At 43.2% G+C, this 20,002-nt stretch carries 16 protein-coding genes; 8 read left to right on the top strand and 8 right to left on the bottom strand.

Going from position 1 to position 20,002, the window contains the following annotated elements:
* Nucleotides 1–53: 53 nt before the first annotated feature.
* From EQO05_RS03485 to EQO05_RS03470, 4 genes are all read left to right on the top strand, one after another.
* Complete coding sequence (locus tag EQO05_RS03485) at nucleotides 54–2,243, top strand: ATP-dependent DNA helicase (protein WP_128503840.1); 2,190 nt, start codon at nucleotides 54–56, stop codon at nucleotides 2,241–2,243.
* Nucleotides 2,244–2,441: 198 nt separating this feature from the next.
* The gene (gene hisD / locus EQO05_RS03480) at nucleotides 2,442–3,743 is read left to right on the top strand and encodes a histidinol dehydrogenase (protein ID WP_128503838.1); all 1,302 of its coding nucleotides are present in this window, start codon (nucleotides 2,442–2,444) and stop codon (nucleotides 3,741–3,743) included.
* Between the two features lie 102 nt (nucleotides 3,744–3,845).
* Nucleotides 3,846–4,253 (top strand): DUF1699 family protein, encoded by a 408-nt coding sequence (locus tag EQO05_RS03475; protein ID WP_128503836.1) that lies wholly within the window; start codon nucleotides 3,846–3,848, stop codon nucleotides 4,251–4,253.
* A gap of 687 nt (nucleotides 4,254–4,940) precedes the next feature.
* Nucleotides 4,941–5,348, top strand: a complete 408-nt coding sequence (locus EQO05_RS03470; RefSeq protein WP_128503834.1) for a DUF1699 family protein — start codon at nucleotides 4,941–4,943, stop codon at nucleotides 5,346–5,348.
* Nucleotides 5,349–5,550: 202 nt separating this feature from the next.
* Here EQO05_RS03470 and EQO05_RS03465 read toward each other — a convergent pair whose 3' ends face one another.
* Both EQO05_RS03465 and thiD read right to left on the bottom strand, forming a co-directional pair.
* The gene (locus EQO05_RS03465; protein WP_128503832.1) at nucleotides 5,551–6,849 is read right to left on the bottom strand and encodes a TrpB-like pyridoxal phosphate-dependent enzyme; all 1,299 of its coding nucleotides are present in this window, start codon (nucleotides 6,847–6,849) and stop codon (nucleotides 5,551–5,553) included.
* Between the two features lie 336 nt (nucleotides 6,850–7,185).
* Entirely contained in the window at nucleotides 7,186–8,532 is a 1,347-nt protein-coding gene (thiD, locus tag EQO05_RS03460) for a bifunctional hydroxymethylpyrimidine kinase/phosphomethylpyrimidine kinase (RefSeq protein ID WP_128503830.1), read from the bottom strand.
* A 439-nt stretch (nucleotides 8,533–8,971) separates the two neighbouring features.
* On the opposite strand from thiD, the gene EQO05_RS03455 reads away from it, so the two are divergent.
* From EQO05_RS03455 to purF, 3 genes are all read left to right on the top strand, one after another.
* Complete coding sequence (locus EQO05_RS03455) at nucleotides 8,972–9,190, top strand: LSm family protein (RefSeq protein WP_011023130.1); 219 nt, start codon at nucleotides 8,972–8,974, stop codon at nucleotides 9,188–9,190.
* Nucleotides 9,191–9,341: 151 nt separating this feature from the next.
* A complete protein-coding gene (locus EQO05_RS03450) occupies nucleotides 9,342–9,512 on the top strand; it encodes a 50S ribosomal protein L37e (RefSeq protein WP_011032294.1) in 171 nt (56 codons plus the stop codon).
* 49 nt (nucleotides 9,513–9,561) lie between these two features.
* The gene (gene purF / locus EQO05_RS03445; RefSeq protein ID WP_128503828.1) at nucleotides 9,562–11,013 is read left to right on the top strand and encodes an amidophosphoribosyltransferase; all 1,452 of its coding nucleotides are present in this window, start codon (nucleotides 9,562–9,564) and stop codon (nucleotides 11,011–11,013) included.
* Between the two features lie 45 nt (nucleotides 11,014–11,058).
* Here the strand turns inward: purF and EQO05_RS03440 are convergent, their stop codons facing one another.
* The 5 genes from EQO05_RS03440 to EQO05_RS03415 form a co-directional block, all read right to left on the bottom strand.
* Nucleotides 11,059–11,454 (bottom strand): secondary thiamine-phosphate synthase enzyme YjbQ, encoded by a 396-nt coding sequence (locus EQO05_RS03440; protein ID WP_128503826.1) that lies wholly within the window; start codon nucleotides 11,452–11,454, stop codon nucleotides 11,059–11,061.
* A gap of 372 nt (nucleotides 11,455–11,826) precedes the next feature.
* Complete coding sequence (locus tag EQO05_RS03435) at nucleotides 11,827–13,689, bottom strand: PGF-pre-PGF domain-containing protein (RefSeq protein WP_128503824.1); 1,863 nt, start codon at nucleotides 13,687–13,689, stop codon at nucleotides 11,827–11,829.
* A 749-nt stretch (nucleotides 13,690–14,438) separates the two neighbouring features.
* The gene (locus tag EQO05_RS03425) at nucleotides 14,439–14,783 is read right to left on the bottom strand and encodes a TrmB family transcriptional regulator (RefSeq protein WP_128503820.1); all 345 of its coding nucleotides are present in this window, start codon (nucleotides 14,781–14,783) and stop codon (nucleotides 14,439–14,441) included.
* Nucleotides 14,784–14,809: 26 nt separating this feature from the next.
* A complete protein-coding gene (locus EQO05_RS03420) occupies nucleotides 14,810–15,268 on the bottom strand; it encodes a MarR family winged helix-turn-helix transcriptional regulator (protein ID WP_128503818.1) in 459 nt (152 codons plus the stop codon).
* A 248-nt stretch (nucleotides 15,269–15,516) separates the two neighbouring features.
* Nucleotides 15,517–16,962 (bottom strand): MATE family efflux transporter, encoded by a 1,446-nt coding sequence (locus EQO05_RS03415; protein ID WP_128503816.1) that lies wholly within the window; start codon nucleotides 16,960–16,962, stop codon nucleotides 15,517–15,519.
* A 591-nt stretch (nucleotides 16,963–17,553) separates the two neighbouring features.
* Here EQO05_RS03415 and EQO05_RS03410 point away from each other — a divergent pair.
* A complete protein-coding gene (locus tag EQO05_RS03410) occupies nucleotides 17,554–19,365 on the top strand; it encodes a KUP/HAK/KT family potassium transporter (RefSeq protein ID WP_128503814.1) in 1,812 nt (603 codons plus the stop codon).
* Between the two features lie 118 nt (nucleotides 19,366–19,483).
* Here EQO05_RS03410 and EQO05_RS15395 read toward each other — a convergent pair whose 3' ends face one another.
* Entirely contained in the window at nucleotides 19,484–19,636 is a 153-nt protein-coding gene (locus EQO05_RS15395) for a hypothetical protein (protein WP_164888453.1), read from the bottom strand.
* Between the last annotated feature and the right edge of the window lie 366 nt (nucleotides 19,637–20,002).

Genomic DNA, 20,002 nt, shown 5'->3' with positions numbered 1-20,002 from the left:
TGAGAGCAATTTAAAAATAGTATTTTATCCAATGTGTGAGTTGCTGGTTTTCAATGAATATAGAAAGTCTCGATCTGCCCGACGAAGTAAAACGGTTTTATCTCGACTCCGGGATTCTGGAACTTTACCCCCCTCAGGCTGAAGCCGTTGAAAAAGGGCTGCTTGAAGGAAGAAACTTGCTTGCTGCAATCCCAACGGCTTCGGGAAAGACTCTCCTTGCCGAGCTTGCGATGCTGAAGTCCATCATGGCAGGAGGAAAGGCGCTTTATATCGTGCCTCTCAGAGCTCTCGCTTCCGAGAAATTCAGGCGATTTCGGGAATTTTCGGAGCTCGGTATAAGAGTTGGAATCTCTACGGGAGACTACGACCTGCGGGATGAAGGACTGGGGGTAAATGATATTATTGTTGCGACATCGGAAAAAACCGATTCCCTGCTCAGGAACGAGACTGCCTGGATGCAGGAAATTTCAGTAGTTGTAGCAGATGAGGTGCATCTTATTGATTCTGCGGACAGGGGGCCCACGCTTGAGGTTACCCTTGCAAAGCTCCGGAGAATGAACCCTTCCTGCCAGATTCTGGCGCTGTCTGCAACTGTCGGGAACGCCGATGAACTTGCAGCCTGGCTGGAAGCTGAACTTGTAGTAAGTGAATGGAGACCTACCGAACTTCGGGAAGGAGTATTCTTTAATGGTACATTCTACTGCAAGGATTGGGAAAAGCCTGTTGAGAAGTCTACAAAAGATGAAGCTGTAAATCTTGCACTGGATACCCTCAGAAAAGGCGGACAGTGCCTGGTTTTCGAAAGCAGCAGGAAAAACTGCATGGCTTTTGCGAAAAAAGCAGCTTCCTCCGTTAAAAAGACGCTTTCTGTAGAGGACAGAGAGGTTCTGGCAGGAATTGCGGATGAAATCCTTGAAAACAGTGAAACCGATATTTCAATGAACCTTGCAGCCTGCGTCCGCTCAGGAACGGCTTTTCATCATGCCGGGCTTACCACACCTCTAAGAGAGCTTGTTGAGGATGGGTTCAGGGCTGGAAAAATAAAGCTGATTTCAAGCACTCCAACTCTTGCAGCCGGGCTCAACCTGCCTGCGCGGCGGGTAATTATCAGGAGTTATCGGCGCTATTCCTCGGAAAGCGGAATGCAGCCTATTCCTGTGCTCGAGTACAAGCAGATGGCAGGCAGGGCAGGAAGGCCGAGGCTTGACCCTTACGGAGAGGCTGTACTTGTTGCAAAATCAAATGAGGAATTTCTATTTCTTTTTGAGAACTATATCGAAGCCGGTGCCGAAGATATCTGGTCCAAGCTCGGAACCGAAAATGCCCTCCGAACCCATGTGCTTTCTACGATTTCCAATGGCTTTGCAAGGACAAAAGAAGAATTAATGGATTTTCTGGAGGCAACATTCTTCGCTTTCCAGTACTCGAACTTCGGGCTTTCTACGGTTGTGGATGAGTGCCTGAACTTCCTGCGCCAGGAGGAAATGCTTGAGAAAACCGATGCCCTTATTTCTACAGGCTTCGGAAAACTTGTCTCAAGACTCTATATCGATCCACTGTCAGCCTCCCGCATTGCAAAGGGTCTTAAAGAAGCGGAAACCCTCACGGAGCTCACTCTGCTGCACCTTATTTGCAGTACGCCTGATATGCGCCTGCTCTATATGCGGAATCAGGATTATCAGGACATTAACGATTATGTAATGGCTCACGCCGGTGAATTCGTAAAGGTGCCCAGCCCTTTCAATATTACGGAATATGAATGGTTCCTGGGAGAGGTTAAGACTTCTCTGCTTCTGGTTGACTGGATCCATGAGAAATCCGAAAATGAAATTTGCTCAAAATTCGGCACAGGAGAGGGGGATATTCATGCAATTGCGGATATTGCGGAATGGATAATACATGTCACTGCCCAGCTTGCCAGGCTCCTTGGTCTCAAGGGGGCAAAAGAAGCCGCAGAACTTGAGAAGAGGATCCGCTACGGGGCAGCCCCGGAACTTATGGACCTGCTCGATATCAGAGGCATAGGGCGCGTGAGAGCAAGGAGACTTTACGAGGCAGGCTTCAGGTCTTCAGCAGAACTTGCAGGGGCAGATCCTGCAAAAGTCGCCACTCTTCTTGGGCCGAAGATCGCAGAAAGGATTTTTAAGCAGATAGGCGTCACAGAAGCAGTTAATGAAATTGTTGAGCCCGAACCTTCTGAGAAAAGTCCTTCCGCTGGGCAAAAAACAATCAGTGATTATTAATTCTACCTGCCTCATTCCTTTTATCTCCTGATAATTCAGGTCTTTTTTAAGGTCTTCTCTGCTTTGTTAACCGGCTCAAGAAGGGATAAAATATTAAATGAGGGCAGGGATTTAATGGGATTGGATTATCAGGTTAACAGGTTTATATTAAGTTTTCAGGTTTCAGGTTTTATAAGGTCCTGTCAGGTTATTTCAGAGATGGTCACGATGTTATTCAAAAAGTTATCTGATGTTTCGGAAGCTGAAATGCAGAAATTGCTCTCCCGGGGATCCGGGCTTGAGGATGTAGCGAAAACCGTTTCAGCCGTGCTTTCGGATGTGCGTGCTGAAGGCGATGCCGCACTCAGGAAATATACGGCTAAATTCGATAAAGTCGAACTTGAAAATTTTGGGGTCAGTGAGGAGGAGTTCGAAAAGGCCCTTTCCGATATAAGTCCCGAACTTCTGGATCACCTTAAATCCGCAGCCTCAAACATAAAGGCTTTCCACGAAGCTCAGCTCCCTGAAGCTACCTGGTTCATGGAACTCAGGCCGGGAATTGTGCTGGGCCAAAAAGCAACACCTCTGGAAAGCGTGGGTGCGTATGCTCCGGGAGGGCGGGCTTCCTATCCCTCAACCGTGCTCATGACTGTAATCCCCGCCAGGGTTGCAGGAGTGGAGCAGGTAATTGTATGTACGCCCCCAAGGCAGGACGGTTCCATACACCCGCTTACGCTTGCTGCCGCAAAGGTTGCAGGAGCCGATAAAGTCTTCAAACTCGGCGGCGTGCAGGCTATTGGGGCATTGGCTTATGGGACCGAAACGGTTCCAAAGGTGGACAAAATTGTAGGGCCTGGAAATGTTTTTGTCACATCTGCAAAAATGCAGATCAGGAACGTTGCAGAGATTGATTTCCCTGCGGGCCCAAGCGAAGTGCTCATTATTGCAGATGAGTCGGCAGATCCTGTTATGGCTGCGTCGGATATTATAGCGCAGGCTGAACATGATCCAAGTGCAGTCTCGATACTCGTCACGTGTTCGGATACGCTGGCAGAAGCTGTAAAAAAAGAAGTGCTTGTTCAGGCTGAACAGGCTGCAAGAAGCAGCATTGTAAAAGCTTCTCTAGAAAATGCCGCAATTCTCACGGCAGACTCCCTGGAACAGTGTATCGGTTTCAGCAATAAGTTTGCGCCCGAACACCTTGAGATTATGGTCTCGGACCCGGATTCCGTACTGAACAGAATTAAAAATGCAGGATCGATTTTTATAGGAAATTATTCTCCTGTCCCAGTCGGGGATTACGCCTCAGGAACCAATCACGTGCTTCCTACTGCCGGATACGCCAGAGTGTATTCGGGTTTGAATATCAACCACTTTATCAAGTACTCGAGTATCCAGAAAATCAGCAAGAGTGGGCTTGAAAGTCTGAAAGAAACTATAATCGCATTAGCCGAGGAGGAGGGTTTACAGGCACATGCTGATGCTATTAGAACTCGCTTTGGGTACAAACCCTGTAAATAATATTTCTGCTAATCGATATGTATATAAAATGTAAATGCGTAAACAAAATTTGATTTTTAAATAAATGAAAATTTAATTCTTAAAAAGAGAGTGGGGATGCGTATGAAAATCAGAGTAGTTAGTTCACGGGAGGAAATTCCTACCCTGAATCCGAATGAGAAGGTTATTCACCTTGCTTTTAGACCATCTAACAGGGATGTATTCATGCTTGCGGAAACATGTCCGAAAATTGAAGCGATACAGCTTCCTAAATCTTACAGAAGGACTGTTTCCAAGTCAATAGAGATGTTCCTGGAGATGCAGAAGATAAATCTTCTGGAAGGAGACGTATGGGGGCACAGGAAGGACATAAACGAATATTATAATGTATCTCAGAATGTTCTGGAAAAGATTCAGGAATTAAAAGCCGACCGCTTTACCAATGAGGTCATTGCCGAAAAGCTTTCGCGGGAAAGCAAATTAAACTCGGACATGATCCTTTATATCCTGAGCAAGAAAATCGTGGATTAATCCGTAAATTCTTTCGCCATCCCTCCGGGATACGCCTTTATGCCATTTTCAGGTTGTGTCCTGTGAAGGATGGCGAACAGGAATAAACGGACCGGCCTCAGAACAGGAATAAAATGGATTTATCTTCTAACAGGAATAAACAGGAATAAAATGGATTTATCTTCTAACAGGAATAAACAGGAATAAAATGGATTTATCTTCGACAGGAATAAACAGGAACAGTATCTTTAAAAAGGTCCTGGAAGTTTTCTAAAAGCTTTTCCTTAAGATACGAATCCTTCTTTCAGGATGGAGTTCCGCTGGAACTTCCATCTAATGTATACTTTTCTTAACCTTTTCTGGATTTGCAGTACTGGATCAATTATTTAGCTTTTGTTAGATGTAGGACCTTTATATGCTCTTCTACTGTGCATAAATAATAAAGAACCTTTACAAAACAATAAAGAATTTTACAAAACCCTCTTTTTATATTTAGTAAGACCGGTAAAATTAATTTATAAACATTTAAGGTTTAAATGTATTGTTTTTTCTTAGTTGTTTTATTTTTGCTTTCCTATATGCCTTTTTTTCAAGTATTCTAAAACTAACGGGAGAAAGCCAACGAGTATACATAGGAAAATTATTTAAATAAAGTCGTGTAACTTATTTTATTGATTCTTTAATTAAGTTTTGGGTCGGGGGATCTGTATGAAAATAAGAGTTGTCAGTTCAAGAAATGAAATTCTGTCACTGAATCCGAATGAGAAGGTTGTACATCTCGCATTCAGACCGTCAAATAAAGATGTTTTCCTGCTTGTTGAGACCTGTCCGAAATTGGAGGTGATTCAGCTTCCTAAATCATATAGAAGGACAATTTCAAGAGCTATAGAGATGTTTCTGGAAATGCAAAAGGTTCAACTCCTTGAAGGGGATGTATGGGGGCACAGGAAAGATATTAACGAGTACTATACTATTCCTCCTTCCTTGATTTCAAAAATAAGAAGTATGAAGGCTGAAGGGACTTCAGTTGAGAAGATTGCTGAGAAGGTAGCGCAGGAGAGCAAGCTCAATCCTATGATGGTTTCTTACATTCTGAGCAAGAGAGATCCGGAGTAGAGCCACCCGAGTTCCGCTTCGGATTACGAAAAATCGGAGAATCTCTGGGGTCGCCATGTGATCGCAGCAGTACGGGATCAGTTTAGTTTTTATTGACGTTTTCTTCTTTACTCAGTGTCCAGAGATTCCCGGTTTTATGAATGGATGCTTTAAAAGCATCCTGCTTGAATCCTGCACAATTTTAGTTCTTTTTCCGGCTGTTTCAGGTGAGTTCTTTGTTGAAATATTTATCGTAGGAACTCATGTCGAAATGCCCGTGTCCGCTCAGGTTGAAGAGTATAGTTTTTTCTTCCCCGGTTTGTTTGCATTTGAGGGCTTCGTCAATTGCACAGCGGATGGCATGGGAAGATTCCGGAGCAGGAACTATGCCTTCGGTCCGTGCGAATTGCACACCTGCATCAAATACCGGATACTGATCATATGAAACAGCTTCAATAAACCCTTCAGCGCAGAGTTTACTTATGATTGGGGAGTCCCCGTGATAGCGGAGGCCGCCTGCATGAATGGCAGGTGGCACATGCTTGTGACCCAGGGTATACATTTTCAAAAGTGGGGTCATCTCTGCAGTATCTCCGTAGTCGTACCTGTATTCCCCTTCGGTCAGGGTCGGGCATGCCGAGGGCTCAACTGCAATTACTCTTGTATTGCCCTTTCCTTCCAGCCTATCTTTAATAAACTCAAGGGAGATTCCTGCAAGATTGCTTCCTCCCCCGCAGCAGCCTATAACTATATCAGGATAGGTTTCAACCTTCTCAAGCTGTTTTTTGCTTTCAGTCCCGATTATTGTCTGGTGGAGTATGACATGGTTAAGCACGCTTCCGAGAGAGTATTTCGTATTATCGTGCGCGATTGCATCCTCTACGGCTTCACTGATTGCTATTCCCAGGCTTCCCGGGGTTTCCGGCTGTTCTTTAAGAATTTTTCTCCCAAACTCCGTGTCCGGGCTGGGTGAGGGAACAACATTTCCTCCCCAGACTGTCATCAGGGATTTTCGGTAAGGTTTCTGGTAATAACTGGAACGGACCATATAAACTTTGCAATCGAGGTCAAAGTAGTTGCAGGCAAGAGATAATGCACTTCCCCACTGCCCTGCCCCGGTCTCGGTTGTCATTCTCTCGGTTCCTTCTTTCATGTTATAGTAAGCCTGGGCGATTGAGGTGTTCGTCTTATGGCTGCCTGCTGGACTTACCCCTTCATATTTATAGTATATTTTCGCAGGGGTTTTGAGAACTTTTTCCAGCCTGTGAGCCCTGTAGAGTGGACTGGGTCTCCAGAGTTTGTATATCTCGAGTATCTCCTCAGGGATATCGATAAACCGTTCTTCGCTCATTTCCTGCTTGATAAGCGCTTTTGCGAATATCGGCTCAAGAGCTTCTGGACTTATAGGCTCCCAGGTTCTGGGGTCAAGAGGCGGTTCGATAGGAGAAGATAAGTCTGAAAGGACATTATACCACTGTCCGGGCATTTCGTTCTCGTCAAGGATTATCTTGGTCTGTTCCATAGGTTTTCTCCTTCATTCGTTTATGCACAAAATCGCACCTCGATGTATATAAGTGTTACTTATCTTACACTTCAGGCATTCGAATCCCATCTATGTACTTTCAAGAAAACAGGATGACCTCAGGAAAACTGCTTATCAAAAATAGGAATGGAAAACGGAAAACAGTTAGATGGAGAAAACCGGAGAGGAAATAAGTGGTTAAAACCAGGGATAGAAAAAAGGGAAAGCAGCCAGAACCAGAACAGGATTTAAATATCCTTATTCGTCTCCGGGAGCTTCATTCAGTTTCAGGATGTCCGCTCACTTGTCTGAAGCAACTGATTTCCAGCCTGATTCTTACCGTATCTTTTCAGCAAGCTCTACAGCAAGCGTTGCCACTTCAACCGCACCTGCGCCGAGCAGGTATATCATTGGTTCTTTTCCGGAGCCGCTTTTATCATATATGATTTTTGGCACGCCTCCATATTTTCTAATTGCTTCGGCTGTGCCCCAGTCCATAGTACCTGTGTTTTCCGGTTCTTCAGCCCTGTCAAAGAAAGAAATCCCAAGCTTCATTTCCCTGCTGGCTGCAAGAACCTTTTCGGAGTATCTCACGTTGATTGCCGCCTTTATTTCAGGCTTATAGCGAAGGGCAGAAAGAATAATCCCTGCTACATGCCTGCTGGCTCCGAAATCTACACAACCTACCGGAACTGTCCGGCCTCGTTTTCTAACTATCCTACCTTCGACTGCCGCAACATCCTGGTAATTGTCAGCTTCGGGAATAGCCATTGCTAAGTTGCAGCCTACTTCAGGAATGAGTTCTGGAAAATCAGGGCTGTCCTCAAGGATTGAAACCGCCTCTTTTAATTCCCTTAAGACCAGGTAGCGCTCTTTTTTCTCCAGAATTACTCCAAGCTGGTTTACAGGGCTTACTCCCCTGCCCGCAGGACGGCTCTTAAGGATCGCCTGCTTAACGAATTCCTTTGCTTTCCTTGCAGCCCCTTCCAGACTCTCTCCGGTGGCTAAGAAGGCGGTCAATGCCGCAGAATAAGTGCAGCCCGACCCATGTGTTCCCCCTTTAACGAAAGTGCCCCGAACACGGGTAAAAGTGTCAGAAGCTGCTTCATAAAGCAGGTCTGTGGCATCCAGGTGCCCTCCCGTAACAATAACAGCCTCTACCCCGAGATCCGCAATTTTCCTTGCTGCTCTTTCCGCATCTTCGGAGGTTTTGACCGCTATTCCGGCAAGTGCGCCTGCTTCGGATGCATTGGGCGTGGTAACCCTGCAGAAGGGCAGCAATTCTTCGGTAAGGACAGAGAGGGCTTCTTTTCGCAGCAGGTCACCTCCTGCCTCCGCAGCCATAACAGGATCCACTACGAGGAAAAGTCCATGCTTCCTGACCTCTTTTGCAACCTCTCTTATAATCTCCGATGAGGCAAGCATGCCGGTCTTTGCCCACCTGACTTCCATATCGGAACAGACAGCCTCGATCTGGCTGGCGACCGCTTCAGGAGCAAGGTCGAAGGTCTCCAGAACACCTGTAGTATTCTGGGCAGTAACCGATGTAATGGCACAGGTTCCGTGCACTCCAAGGGCTGCAAAGGTTTTCAAATCCGCAGCAATTCCGGCTCCTCCTCCTGAGTCCGAGCCTGCAATAGTCATAACAACCGGGGTTTTTACTGCTAGGTGTTTTTCTGTCATATGTTTCTCTCTTTTATCAGATCGTTTTCATGAACTTTTTTCTGGCAATGAGCTTAACTAATTTAATATTGTGCCCTCAAAGAAAATTTTTTAAAGTTTTGATGAGATTGTTTATAAAAAATATTGTAAGTATCTTTGCGTAGTGCTTTAGTTTTCTCCCTGAAGGGGTTTTGAAGAGAATTTTCTGTTACCTCGGGGTTTTTTTGAGGAGAATTCTCTCTGATTTAAGTATTTTTGAAGAAAATCTCGTTCGGATAAGGATATTTTTTATATGAAAACTTAAAAAATGATATATTGCTTCGATACATTTATATATTGTATTTGCGACTTTGATGCAAATAAGCAAATTTAAGCGCGGCGATCAGTTTAAATCTGGATTAACTATTTATATTGATATAGATAATGACTTGATTTATAATGTTTTAAGGGGATTGTAAGGATGGCAAACCGACCTCTGGATATTTTGAACAACGCACTGGATACACCTGTAATCGTTAGATTGAAAGGCGCACGCGAGTTTAGAGGCGAGCTGAAAGGATACGATATTCACATGAACCTCGTGCTTGACAATGCTGAAGAGCTGAGAGACGGAGAAGTCGTAAGCAAGTTCAGCAGTGTAGTTATTCGCGGTGATAATGTAGTATACGTATCTCCGTAATCTATATCAAGCCCTTCATCTATTATCGTTAAACCTCGGTGAGTAACAGGACTTATTGTGACTGGCCGCAGAGAGTGAATTCAGAAAAACATAACCGCTTCAGATTACGAATATTGCTCTAACAAATTAATTTTTATCAGGAGATTTAGGAATGAGTAAAGGTACGGCATCAATGGGAAAAAGGCAGAAACGCACGCACGCCAAATGCAGGCGCTGCGGCAGTGTTTCTTTAAACGTGCATACAAAACAGTGTACTTCATGCGGCTTTGGAAAAACATCTCGCATGAGAACCTACAAGTGGCAGGCAAAGTGCAAGTATTGACCCTGTCTGTTCCACTTTTTCTATTTTTTACCTGCACCGGAGGTCAAAATTGAAAGAAGAGTGCGGCGTTGCAGGCATAATTCTACCAGGCGACAGGCCCCAATCCAATTCTGTTGCATTCAAGCTGTATTACGCCCTGTATGCCCTCCAGCATAGAGGACAGGAATCCACTGGCATAATGGTCTATGACGGTACGTCCCCTCATTCCATAAAAGGCATGGGTCTTGTTCCTGATGTGTATAACAAGGATTCCCTGGGACGTCTGATCGGTAACATAGGAGTAGGGCATGTCCGCTACTCAACTACCGGAGGATCAAAAATCGAAAACTGTCAGCCCTTTGTCCTGAATTTCAAGGGCGGGACAGTAGCAATTGCCCATAACGGAAACCTGGTTAATGCCAAGACCCTTAAGGACGAACTGGAGTGCGAAGGACGCATTTTTATCAGCGATTCCGATACCGAGGTCATTGGTCATCTTCTCGTAAAAGAACTGATAAGACACGGGCCTGTAGAATCAATCAGGAACGTCATGCGTAAGCTTGTCGGCTCTTTCTCCCTGGTAATCCACATCGACGGCAATCTATATGCCGTGCGGGATCCTTTCGGATTCAAACCTCTCTGTTTCGGGGAAGTCGATGGTGGATACGGAATTTTCTCTGAAAGTGTAGCCATTGATACTCTCAATGGCACCCTTATAAGGGATGTGAGGCCAGGCGAGGTAATGGTCTTTACGGGTGACGGCTTTGAGAGCCACCAGGTCGGATGCGAACCCCATCCTGCACACTGCGTGTTTGAGTTTATTTACTTTGCAAGGCCCGATTCCGTGATTGACGGAAAGCTTGTCTATAAGGTACGGGAAAACATAGGGCGTGAACTCGCCAGAGAACATCAGGTTGACGCAGACATTGTTTCTCCTGTTCCGGACTCCGGGATTACGTCGGCAATCGGCTATGCCAGGGAATCAGGCATCAAATATCTGGAAGGCCTGATGAAGAACCGTTATATCGGACGAACATTTATCCTGCCTGGCCAGGAACTGCGTGAAACCGCAGTAAGGCTCAAAATGAATGCCATCCACGATAACGTTAAAGGCAAACGTGTGGTTCTGGTTGACGACAGTATTGTCCGGGGTACAACCTCCAGGCGGATTATAGATATGGTCCGCAGGTCAGGCGCGTCAGAAGTTCATGCAAGGGTGGGAAGTCCTGCAATTATTGCTCCCTGCTACCTGGGTATAGATATGGCTACCAGGCAGGAACTTATCGCTTCTTATAAGACCATTAAAGAGGTCGAAAGCCTGATTAACGCAGATTCCCTCGGATACCTGAGTATTGACGGGCTCATGCGGGCTCTGGAATGCGATAAGAACGACATGTGCATTGGCTGCCTCACAGGTGAGTACCCGGTGGAAATCCCTGGAGAAAACTGCAGAAGGAAGCAGATGCGCCTGGACGATTTTAACAACTCGGAAGATTCCCGAATAGCTCCAGGCAATTCGTAAGGAACTTCCCTCACTATTCTTTCATTATTTTTGATCCTTGCTGTATTAAGCCCTTAAAAGCGTAATATTTACGGTCCTGAATCTTGGCCCGTCCATTTCTGCAAAAAAAATTCTCTGCCAGGTTCCAAGCTCAAGCTTTCCTCCCGAAACAGGCAGCGCCTCGCTTGCTCCAAGCAGTACAGCCCTGAGGTGGGAATCGGCATTGTTATCTATGCGGTCATGGCTGTATCCCGCGCCTGCGGGCACCAGCTTGTTTAAAAGATTCAGGATATCTTCTTTTAGCCCTCTTTCATTCTCGTTTATTATTATGCCCGCGGTAGTATGCTGCGTGCTGATAAGGCATATGCCTTCAGATATTTCGCTCTTTCTTATTTCTTCCTGGATTTCTGAAGTAATGTCTATAAGTTCAACGCGCATGGAAGTCTCAATTTTAAGTTTCACTATCTTTCCCTCTGAAACTTTCAGGTTTCATTCTGAGTTTTCTCTCAATTCTGTTATGGTTAAGCAGGCTCTTTTACCTGTGCATAATAAATAGTTGTTTAAATGAACTAAAAACCGCTGTTTGCAGTTTAAAAGAAAGAAAAGCTTTATTCCAGTAAAAAGTCAGGTCCGGGTGAACTCAAAAAGGAGGGGTTCAGTAACGATAGTGGGTATTGCCAGATCGGGTCTCGATTAAAGAAAGTTCCCCGGGATCGGGTATAATAGAGGCGGTAAGCCTGAGGGTAGTTCTCCGTTCCGGTTACAAAAGGCGGATTAGCCCGCCTGCCAGAATTAGATCATTAACCCTCACACCCTACTATAATTTATATTGCTTTATCTTTTTTTACTATGCAAGAAGATAAAGACTAAACATACAATCCCGCTAATTATACTGAATCCCGGAGCGTTTTTGTTTTCTTCGGGAATTTTGTTTTCAACCGTGCTTGCATTACTTCCTGCAGTACCGTTAGTAGCGGTTTTAGCAGGCTCTGCAGCCATTGTATTGCGTTCATCTTCTGCACAGGTTATTGCGAAGGAAGAATAACCGGGCACGTTTGCTGTAAAATGCAAAAACTGATAATCTTCACCTGTAAGTTTCACTGGCAGCTTCACCCATTCTTCTTTCCTGTCATCATACTTATTCAACACAACAGATGACCTGTTTATATTATTCTCATGTACCCATGAGGTATTGACTTTAAAATTTACAGATGCATTTTCAATGCTTTTTGAGTTGCCATAACCGCCATTTCCGAGCCAGATATTGAATGACCTGTAGACTATACCTTCAGGAAGCCCGGGAATCAGGCTTGATTTATTTTTCAGTTCCTCTACTATTGTAGTGGTTTTTCCGGCGGTTTTTGTTGATCGGAAAGTTATTGATTCAATACAGGTTTCGTTCTTTATAAAATTAAAACTTACATCCTTTCCATTGGGAATAAAGATCTGTGAGATCTCTTTTACCCGGACGTTCTTCGCAGGCTCGGGAGATCCGCCACTGCCGCCTCCACCGCCAGAACTGTGATGTCTGCCGCCGCCACTGCTGCTATCGCCACTGCTGCTGCTTCCACTGCTACTGTCGCTGGAACCGCTTTCCTCCATCACATTTATTGTACTAATTTTTGAGGCAATTTCGGTTCCATTGCTCACCATCAGGTTGACATTATAGTTTCCTGCTGAGTAATAGGTATGCGCTGGATTTCGGTCGGTTGAACTTTCTCCGTCTCCGAAATCCCAGTTCCAGGCTGTTGCGTTTCGGGATAGGTCCGTAAACTGAACCGAAAGGGGAGCATAGCCGAAGGCAGGATCTGCATTAAAGTCTGCTAAAAGAACAATTTTTTCCTGGCTCTGTGTTCCCCGCACAGGTTCTGCCTGCACACCTTCTTGACTCCGCTCTGCCTGTACAACTATATTTAAAGTTTTTGAGCTCGAGCCACTTTCATTGTTTGCGGTCAGGACAACGATATAGTTTCCTTCTGAAAGATAATTGTGCGCTGGATTCTGTTCGGTTGAAGCACTTCCATCTCCAAAGTCCCAGGCCCAGGAAGTTGCACCTGTACTGCTGTCGGTAAATGCTACTTCCAGTGGTGCTTTTCCAGAGGTAGGGGATACAGAGAATGCAGCGACTGGCAGCTTTGGACCGCTATTATTGGCATTTGGACCGCTATTATTGGCAATTACAGGTTCTTCCTTTGTACTCGTTTTATCTCCGTCAGTGATCCACTTTGCATAATACGGCATTCCGTCCTTATACACACCGCTAACACTTTCTATGGCAACTGTTTTCGTATCAAAAGACGTGTCTATGAACTGTTCATTTCCGATGTATATTCCCACATGGCTTACAAGCCAGTAGGTTCTGTTGTTTTTTGTGATGTCTTTTTTCCAGAAGATTATATCTCCCGGGGTAGGAGAAGTTGTATTAACATAATTCGAATTCTTTTTCATATTGGGTACAGTTTGGAACACTATGTCGCTGGCTCCGGCCTGTTTGTAAATTTCAAATACCAGGTGAGAGCAGTCAATGCCCGATCTGTTGCTGCCGCCATGTACGGATTTGACCCCAAGCCAGCTTTTTGCGGCTTCTACTACTGTGGTTTCTGATGTTCCTGAAGGAGCTGCTGATACAAGGGGTATGAATGCTATCAGGCTAGCTACGAGAAGTATGGCTATCAGTTTTTGTCTTTTTGTCTTCATTTCCACTCAATATCCATGTTTTTACTATCTAGTTACACTGTCCACACTTTATCATAATTAAAATAATATATTGAGCCAGTTGCATTTTTAAAAGCGTATCTGGTTTTGAGTGCTGGTACTTTATAGAGCCCAGCTACGTATGCAAAATTGAATATATTGGCTTTGCGCTTATGACCATCTCACATTATTTATTTAAAATCTTCCTCATCAAGAGTCTGGATTCGAATTCATGAATCTGGCTTTCTTATAATATCGATGGCAGCGTTTTGTTCTGAAATACAGTTATTCCCGGCAGCGCAGAGGGTCAAGAGCAGTGTTCTTCCAGGTGGGGATGGAGCTGAACCTTCCATTTTAAAATCAACTTTCCTGGCGCCGGAGAACAGAAACGGGATGGAATTCTATGCTATGGAAATCCTGTTTGAGAATACTGCTATTTCTTTAAATTGAGCGGATATCCCGAAGCATACCCTATCCTATTGGCTTTCCAAAGACTCGGTTTGTAGACAACAAATTAAAAGCAAAGGCGTTTAATGCTTTTTGATTGGAAAAAAAGTTCGTTTATTAATGCAGTTTATCTGGCAATCTCTTCAGGCTGGGTGGCTTTATACAACCAAGTTTTATAAATAAGTTTAAAATAAGATAAAAATTCTGAATGAGACCCGGTTTTCATTTTTAACCGAGAGCAGAATTTTATTTCCTGGATTTATGCCTTCCAGGAAAACACTCCCAAAAGCTAAGATTTATACGCTTTAAGGTGCAGACTCCAGTTTCATAGCGTTTGTCTTTTGATTGCCTGTGGAATTAAGTTCTTTTAAGGTCTCATTCAGGGAAAAAAGGAATTCAGCTTTGAGCCTTTCGGTCAGCCTTTCAGGGTCTATGCTTCTAAAACAGGCTGGAGTTCCTTTTTTGACTTCCACATACCCTTTTTTTGCCATCCTTTCCAGCACAGAATAAATTTTTGGCCTGGGCACATGGGTAAATTCATGTATTTCCCGGGCAGTAGCTTCATTCAAGCTAAGGAGTCCGACGTAGATTTTTGCCTCATTTTCCGTAAACCCCAGTTTCTTGAGTTTGCCTATGAGTTTGGTATGCATTGCAGGCCTCCGGCACGATTTTTTACTCAGGCGGTTTCATCAAGCTTCTTCAGTAGTGCAAGCATTGTTCTCAGGCTTTCCTGATATGCAAGAATATCATCCTCACCAAGCCTTCTGAGAATCTCGGAAACACTTTTTCCAAGTTCTCTCATGAACCATTCCCTGTAAGCTTTCCCCTCTTCCGTGAGAGAAATAAGCGTTTTTCTCCGGTCCTCGGGGTCTCCTTTCCTGCAGACAAGCCCCTCTCTTTCCAGGGCATCGATCATGCTTGTGAGGCTTCCCTTCTGAAGATCAAGGCACTTTCCCAGGGTTGTAGGCATAATATTATCTATTGCCCCGATGATCATAATTGCTCGATTCTGGTTTTTATTCAGGTTATGCGGGCTATTTCCGGTTTGGTGAAAAATTCTGGCAAAGTTTTTATGAAACAGATGAACCATTTCAAACTGAAGTTTTACTGTTTCGGTTATGCTTTCTTCCTTCATTAGTATCACAGTCAGGGTTTTTTCCAGTCTGGATTAAGATGATGAATTGAAAGGAATTCTAATGAATCTTTAAATCCAGAACTCACATGAAGAGTCCTGAGCATAGTTGTTTCAATTTCATCTTCAGAATAGTATTGTTCAGTATCTTATTATTCAATTATCTAATTGTTTGATTTCTTACTAGATATCTAAATTCTATTTATATTTTATGATTCGGGTTCGGTACTTTCAATAAAATCAGTGATTCTTTAATTCTTATCCGCTCTCATCAGACAGTTCAGGTAGGTCTGTGCCCATGCAAAAGTAAACATTGAACCAATCACAGTACCCGCAACAAGCCCCCACCAGACGCCGGGAAGTCCCCAGCCGAATCCGAATGCAAAAAGTGAGGCAAAGAGGGGGGTCATAACAAGGCTTCGCAAAAGCGTAGCTATAAGAGCGCTTGTGCCTTTTCCTGCGCCCTGGAAGAAAGAAGCGGAGAGCATCCCGAAGGCAACTGCGGGATAGAATACTGTCATTATTTTAAGAAGTTTTGTCAGCTCAGGTGCGATTCGGGCGGCATCCTCAGTCTGTGTAAAGATTGCGGCGATTTCCGGAGCAAAAATGAACACAAGAGCCGCAATTGCGGCTTCTACCAGAAAACCGATTTTAACTGCATAAAGAAAGGCATTTCGGGCTTTTTTAAAGTTCTTTTCCCCGAAAGCAGCTCCGCCAATTGAGACCATGGATATTGAAATTCCTATCAGGGGTGTAACGGCTATGCCTGTTACTCTCCAGGCTGTGGCATAGACCGCAACTCCGTCCGTACTGTTAACAGTAGCAATTATAACATTCATTATAAGTGCGGTCAGCGCCAGGGCGAATTGCTCAACCGAGGAGGGTATTCCTACCCTGAAAATATCCTTTACTATCGCCCTGTCGAATTTGAAGGAACTGAACCTGAAAGCTACATAAGTATCTTTTTTGATGAAGAACCAGTAGAACATCAGCAATCCGGAACTGGCGTAAGCGACGACTGTTGCCAGGGCGGCTCCTGAAATCCCGAACCCCAGGGTATATATAAAAATCGGATCGAGTATCACATTTAAGCCTGAGCCAAGAATCATTGACTGCATAGCTCTTTTTGAATCCCCTTCACTTCTCAGGATAGAATTTGCCACATTCGTAAAGAAGAATACAAAACTCCCTGCAAAAAACACCCTGGCATACTCCACTCCGAGTTCTGTCGTTTCTCCGGCGCCACTATACATAAAAAGATCTTCCACGAAAGCAAGTCCGAGCGCGGTAAGTGCAACTGTCAGGGTAAGCATTATCACTAAGGTATGCAGGGCAACGTTGTCCACGCCTGCCTTATCTCGGGCTCCGATCCGCCTGGAAATCGCAGATCCCCCGCCAACTCCCAGCCCGCTTGTAAGCGCCATCTGGATCAGAAAAAAGGGAAACGCAAATCCGACAGCAGCCAGCGCATCAGCTCCAAGCCCTGCAACCCAGAAGGTATCGGTAAGGCTGTATATGGTCTGTACTGACATGGCGACTATGATGGGAACTGAGAGTTTGACAACGGCTTTCCTGGGATCTCCGAGGAGAATATTCACTCCTTCTGTTGTTTTCTGAAGGATTCCTTCTTTTTCGCCCCTGATTTCCCCTGAGTATTCTTCCGTTCCTTGGCTTCCGGTTAATGGCTTCCTGCTCATTTTTTCCCGCCGTTTTTCCCGCTATCTCTAAACTTCAGTCCCTTTGTCTGTTCTTTTCTGGTTTCTTCTGTCTTTAATATTTCCTTACTATTTCCTCACTTACCGGATTTTTTCACTTTTTACCCGGATTGAATACAGTGAAGGAAATATCTACGGGTAAATACATATTTATCCGTACGGTTTAGGATACGGATAAATAAAAAAACAGAATTAGTTGATTGGAAATCGACTTAACATACAGAATAATAATCTCCAGCATAATGAAATATACGCAATATTTATTCTATCATACACAATATTTATTCTATCATACGCAATATTTATTCTATCATACGCAATATTTATTCTATCATACGCAATATTTATTCTATCGGATTAAGTAATAAAGTTTGCAGAAATTCAAATTAATATTTATAATCTAAGTAAAAAAATAATAATTTCATAACGAGTCAAAAGTTATATAAATCTTCTTTGTTTTTCTACTCTTTTTAAACGTGAAAATTGCAACTTATAGCCTCATGTTTACACGTTTATGATCTTTTGTTAAAAACAGATTTATCCAAATGAATCACAAAACACAGAGAATATAATATGTCTGGTAACCATAATTTCAGGGGAGTAATCAACTCTATGGGGCTTGTTTTTGGAGATATCGGGACAAGTCCTATATATACCCTGACAGTTATTTTCCTCCTAACAAGACCTACAGAAGCCCACGTAATAGGGGTTTTGTCCTTAATTATCTGGACACTTATCATACTTGTGACCATGGAATATGCCTGGCTTGCCATGAGCCTGGGTAAAAAAGGTGAGGGAGGAACGATCGTCTTAAAAGAACTGCTTCTCCCGCTTCTTAAATCGGGTAGAAGTGTGGCTTTTGTCACTTTGTTAGCGTATATAGGGACATCTTTTCTTATGGGAGACGGAGTGATTACACCTGCCATAAGTATATTGAGCGCGGTCGAAGGACTGCGGATTATTCCCGAGTTTGAAGATATAGGACAGGGCGTTATTGTGCTTATTGCCGGCGCAATTGCAATAGCACTTTTTTCAATTCAGAGTAAAGGAATAGAAAAGATTACATGGGTCTTTGGGCCTATAATGGTTTTATGGTTTGCAGTTATTGCATTTTCAGGCATTGCTTCGATTTTTTATACCCCGGCTGTGCTTAAAGCCATTAATCCTTATTATGCTATCAGTTTTCTCCTGGATAACGGGATTACGGGATTTTTTGTGTTATCGGAAGTAATCCTGTGTGCTACAGGGGGTGAGGCATTATATGCCGATATGGGTCACCTGGGGAGAGAGCCTATTTTGAAAGCCTGGAGATTCGTGTTCATAGCACTGTTATTGAATTATCTCGGGCAGGGTGCATTTCTTATCCGGAATCCGGATTCCAGAAATGTGTTATTCGAGATGGTAAATCAGCAGGCACACCTGATATATATCCCATTCCTTATCCTGAGCATTATAGCTACAATTATCGCTTCTCAGGCTATGATAAGCGGCATGTTCTCCATAGTATATCAGGGAATAACTACCCGGGTAATGCCAATGCTAAAAATTGATTATACCTCCGGGGTACTTAAGTCACAGATATATATAAGTGCAGTAAACTGGATGCTTTTAATCGCTGTATTATTTATGATGCTTTTGTTTAAAGAATCGAGCAACCTTGCGGCTGCATATGGACTGGCAGTTACGGGAACTATGTCGATAACAGGTATACTGATGACCTCGATATTTTATTACAGAAAGCATATGACCAAAGCCGCGATTTCGCTATTTATAACATTTATCGACATAGTGTTCCTTCTCTCAAACAGCTACAAAATCCCACATGGAGGCTACTGGTCCATTATTATAGCACTCTTTATCTTCTCCCTCATAATTATATACACATCAGGACAGAAGAGACTCTATTCACTGATGAAGCTCATGAAGGCTGAGGATTTTCTTGAGAAATATAATCGTCTATATGTCACTCAAAACAAAATTAAAGGGACTGCACTTTTCTTTACACGGGATATAACCAGAGTTCCTCAATATATTTCCCATGTAATGTTTAAAAATAACATTATTTACGAAAATAATATTTTTATTTCAATTATTAAGTCTGACAGTCCTTTTGGAGTAGAAAGCTCGTTTACGGCAGAACCGGCAAAAGGATTAAAAGTTTTTGAAATAAGAGCAGGATATATGGAAATCGTTGACGTCGAACAGATTCTGAAAGACCAGGGCATTTATGAAAAAACAATTTTCTACGGAGTAGAAGATATATTTACCAGTAATATAGTCTGGAGAATCTTTTCCGTAATTAAGAAGTTGTCACCCTCGTTTGTTCAGTTTTACAGGCTCCCTACTGACGAACTGCATGGAGTTATGACAAGGTTTGAGATGTAAAAACGGAAAGGTACGCTTCGGTCTTAATCCGGTCTTTAGCCCTGAACTAAGGACAAAGGCTGACAATGAGGTATTTGAGCATTAATTGAAAACCATAGGTTTGTGGTAGTTATGGTTTTCAATTTATTCTTGTGAGAAAAGTCCGCTTTTTCCCTTTTCTTCTTTCTTTTTTCTCTTTTCCTCTTTCTTTTTTCTCTTTTCCTCTTTCTTTTTTCTCTTTTCCTCTTTCTTTTTTCTCTTTTCCTCTTTCTTTTTTCCTTTTTTCTATCATGATTGTTCTTTCTTTTTATGAATCTCATTGTTCCTGTAATGTTCTACTTCTTATTTCGTTGAAGTGTAAAATCAATCAATAAGGAAAATATATTCTACTTCTTACTTCGTTGAAGTATAAAATCAATCAGTAAGGAAAAGAATTAATCTGGTCTTAAAATTAAAAAAGATGATGCAAGTTGGTATACTATCTAAAGATTTCCCATCAATTAGATAAGATCTCTGAATATACTATATAACCGGAGTTGTTCAGATAAAATAAAGACATCTCAGGCGATCCATAAACTAAATCTGTTATATGAAACAATTATTCATAACAATATATATGTTTTAAGCTAACACATCCTATTTTATTAATATCCGGATT

This window comes from Methanosarcina sp. MSH10X1, assembly GCF_004099695.1.
GTDB lineage: Archaea > Halobacteriota > Methanosarcinia > Methanosarcinales > Methanosarcinaceae > Methanosarcina.
Note: the sequence above shows the minus strand (reverse complement) of the source record. Positions and strands in the feature narration are given on the sequence as shown.

Bases quoted from the DNA above. Each gene is read 5' to 3' on its own strand.
- EQO05_RS03415 (WP_128503816.1), bottom strand. From the start codon at position 16,962: ATGAGCAGGAAGCCATTAACCGGAAGCCAAGGAACGGAAGAATACTCA.
- hisD (WP_128503838.1), top strand. From the start codon at position 2,442: ATGGTCACGATGTTATTCAAAAAGTTATCTGATGTTTCGGAAGCTGAA.
- EQO05_RS03435 (WP_128503824.1), bottom strand. From the start codon at position 13,689: ATGAAGACAAAAAGACAAAAACTGATAGCCATACTTCTCGTAGCTAGC.
- EQO05_RS03470 (WP_128503834.1), top strand. From the start codon at position 4,941: ATGAAAATAAGAGTTGTCAGTTCAAGAAATGAAATTCTGTCACTGAAT.
- EQO05_RS03455 (WP_011023130.1), top strand. From the start codon at position 8,972: ATGGCAAACCGACCTCTGGATATTTTGAACAACGCACTGGATACACCT.
- EQO05_RS03465 (WP_128503832.1), bottom strand. From the start codon at position 6,849: ATGGAACAGACCAAGATAATCCTTGACGAGAACGAAATGCCCGGACAG.
- EQO05_RS03410 (WP_128503814.1), top strand. From the start codon at position 17,554: ATGTCTGGTAACCATAATTTCAGGGGAGTAATCAACTCTATGGGGCTT.
- EQO05_RS03450 (WP_011032294.1), top strand. From the start codon at position 9,342: ATGAGTAAAGGTACGGCATCAATGGGAAAAAGGCAGAAACGCACGCAC.
- EQO05_RS15395 (WP_164888453.1), bottom strand. From the start codon at position 19,636: ATGATAGAAAAAAGGAAAAAAGAAAGAGGAAAAGAGAAAAAAGAAAGA.
- thiD (WP_128503830.1), bottom strand. From the start codon at position 8,532: ATGACAGAAAAACACCTAGCAGTAAAAACCCCGGTTGTTATGACTATT.
- EQO05_RS03475 (WP_128503836.1), top strand. From the start codon at position 3,846: ATGAAAATCAGAGTAGTTAGTTCACGGGAGGAAATTCCTACCCTGAAT.
- EQO05_RS03420 (WP_128503818.1), bottom strand. From the start codon at position 15,268: ATGAAGGAAGAAAGCATAACCGAAACAGTAAAACTTCAGTTTGAAATG.
- EQO05_RS03485 (WP_128503840.1), top strand. From the start codon at position 54: ATGAATATAGAAAGTCTCGATCTGCCCGACGAAGTAAAACGGTTTTAT.
- EQO05_RS03425 (WP_128503820.1), bottom strand. From the start codon at position 14,783: ATGCATACCAAACTCATAGGCAAACTCAAGAAACTGGGGTTTACGGAA.